The organism is Melaminivora alkalimesophila, assembly GCF_000282995.1.
GTDB lineage: Bacteria > Pseudomonadota > Gammaproteobacteria > Burkholderiales > Burkholderiaceae_C > Melaminivora > Melaminivora alkalimesophila.
Map to the genome: position 1 here is coordinate 1 of NZ_ALEE01000084.1, position 2,719 is coordinate 2,719.

Here is a 2,719-nt window from a genome sequence, read left to right on the forward strand (position 1 = left end):
CACCACGGCGGCCGCCAGCACCGCCGGGTGGCGGTACAGCACGTCCTCGACCTCGATGGAGGAGATGTTCTCGCCGCCCGAGATGATCACGTCCTTGCTGCGGTCGCGGATACGGATGTAGCCATCCGGGTATTGCACCGCCAGATCGCCCGAGTGGAACCAGCCGCCGGCAAAGGCTTCCTCGGTGGCCTCGGGGTTCTTGAGGTAGCCCTTCATCGTGATGTTGCCGCGGAACATGATCTCGCCCATGGTTTCGCCGTCGCGCGGCACCGGCTGCATGGTCTCCGGATCGAGCACCTCGGCCGAGCGCTGCAGGTGGTAGCGCACCCCCTGGCGGGCATTGAGACGCGCACGCTCGCCGATGTCGAGCCGATCCCACTCCTCGTGCTTGGCGCAGACCGTGGCCGGCCCATAGACCTCGGTCAAGCCATAGACATGCGTCAGGTCGAAGCCGAGCCGCTCCATGCCCTCGATCATGGAAGCCGGTGGCGCGGCCCCCGCGACCATGGCCTTGACGCCGGTCGGCAACCCCTCTTTGAGTGCCTCTGGCGCGTTGACCAGCAGGCTGTGCACGATCGGCGCGCCGCAGTAGTGCGTCACGCCGTGCCGCTTGATGGCCTCGATGATGGCCCCGGCCTCCACCCGGCGCAGGCAGACGTTCACGCCGGCGCGTGCCGCCACCGTCCAGGGAAAGCACCAACCGTTGCAGTGGAACATCGGCAGCGTCCACAGGTAGACGGCATGCTTGGGCATGTCCCACTCCAGCACGTTGCTGATGGCGTTGGTGTAGGCGCCGCGGTGGTGGTAGACGACGCCCTTGGGGTTGCCGGTGGTGCCGCTGGTGTAGTTGAGGGCGATGGCGTCCCACTCGTCCCCGGGCAGCTCCCACTGCCAGTCCGGGTCGCCCCCGGCCAGGAAATCCTCGTAGCGCACGCCGCCCAGCGACTGCGCGGCCGGGCCATACAGCGCATCCTCGACCTCGATCACCAGGATCGGCGCGCTGCTTTGGCGCAGGGCCAGCGCGCGTGCCATGACGGGGGCGAATTCGGGGTCGACGATCACGGCGCGCGCCTCGCCGTGGTCCAGCATGAAGGCGATGGTCTCCGGATCGAGCCGGGTGTTGAGGGTGTTGAGCACGGCGCCCGCCATCGGCACGCCGAAGTGCGCCTCGACCATGGGCGGCGTGTTCGGAAGGATCGCGGCCACCGTGTGGTTCTTGCCGATACCGGCGCGCCGCAGGCTGCTGGCGAGCCGGCGGCAACGCGCGTAGGTGTCGCGCCAGTTCTGGCGCAGCTCCCCGTGCACGATCGCCAGCCGCTCGGGATAGACCTCGGCGGTGCGTTCGATGAAGGACAGCGGCGTGAGCGGCGCGTGGTTGGCCGCGGTGCGCGGAAGGTTCTGGTCGAAGATGCTGGGGGTCTGGGCCATGGCAATGAAAGAATGGTCTGGACGTGAATTCCGATTGGAACAGCAGGGGCTGACGCCAGGCTGAGGGCCACAATCCATGGTCGGGGTGAAAATCCACCCCGTGTCCATCCCCCAGGCCTTCATCCAGGAGCTGCTCGCGCGCGTCGACGTGGTCGATGTCGTCGGCCGGCACGTGCCACTGAAGAAAAGCGGCGCCAACTTCATGGGACTGTGCCCCTTTCACGGGGAAAAGTCGCCCTCGTTTTCCGTCAGCCCGTCCAAGCAGTTCTACCACTGCTTCGGCTGTGGCAAGAACGGCAATGCCATCGGCTTCCTGATGGACCATGCGGGCATGGGCTTCGTCGAGGCGGTGCAGGACCTGGCCCAGGGCTGCGGGCTGCAGGTTCCGGACGAGCGCGCCTCGCCCGAGGAACGCGCGCGCGCCGCCAGCGAGCGGCGCCGCCAGGCATCCCTCACCGAGATCCTCGAACAGGCGGCCACCGCTTGGCAAAAGCAGCTGCGCCGCGCGCCGCAAGCCATCGAATACCTCAAGGGGCGCGGCCTGAGCGGGGAGATCGCCCGGCGCTACGGCCTGGGCTACGCGCCACCGGGCTGGCACGGGCTGGCGAGCGTCTTCGCCGAGTACGACAGCCCTGCGCTGGTGGAGGCCGGGTTGGTCATCCTGATCGAGGACGAGGACCGCCGCCACGACCGCTTCCGCGACCGGATCATGTTCCCGATCCGCAACGCCAAGGGCGAGTGCATCGGCTTTGGCGGGCGCGTCCTGGGCGACGACAAGCCCAAGTACCTCAACTCGCCCGAGACGCCGGTGTTCCACAAGGGGCGCGAGCTCTACGGCCTGCACGAGGCGCGCACGCCGATGCGCGAGCATGGCTACGCCCTGGTGGTCGAGGGCTACATGGACGTGGTGGCGCTCGCGCAGCACGGCTTCGGCAATGCCGTCGCCACCCTGGGCACGGCCTGCACCGGCGAGCACGTGCACAAGCTGTTTCGCTTCACCGACGCCGTGGTGTTCAGCTTCGACGGCGACGCGGCGGGGCGGCGCGCCGCGCGCAAGGCCCTGGAGGCCGCCCTGCCCTACGCCGGCGACACGCGCAGCGTGCGCTTCCTGTTCCTGCCGCCCGAGCACGACCCGGACAGTTTCATCCGCGCGCACGGCAGCGAGGCCTTCGCGCGCGAGGTCCAGCAGGCGCTGCCCCTGTCGCGCTTCCTGCTGGAGGCGGCGGCGCAGGATTGCGACCTGGGCACAGCGGAAGGCCGGGCGCGCATGCTCAGCCACGCCGAGCCGCTG

The 2,719-nt window shown here is 69.0% G+C and carries 2 protein-coding genes; one reads left to right on the forward strand and one right to left on the reverse strand.

The genetic code is table 11. The features are described 5' to 3' along the window. Positions 1-1,428: acyl-CoA synthetase (locus A612_RS01060; RefSeq protein WP_019372768.1), on the reverse strand; the 1,428-nt coding region annotated here is incomplete at its 3' end. A 76-nt stretch (positions 1,429-1,504) separates the two neighbouring features. Here A612_RS01060 and dnaG point away from each other — a divergent pair. Continuing rightward, positions 1,505-2,719, forward strand: a 1,215-nt coding sequence (dnaG, locus tag A612_RS01065; protein WP_019372769.1) for a DNA primase, incomplete at its 3' end; no start/stop codon positions are given.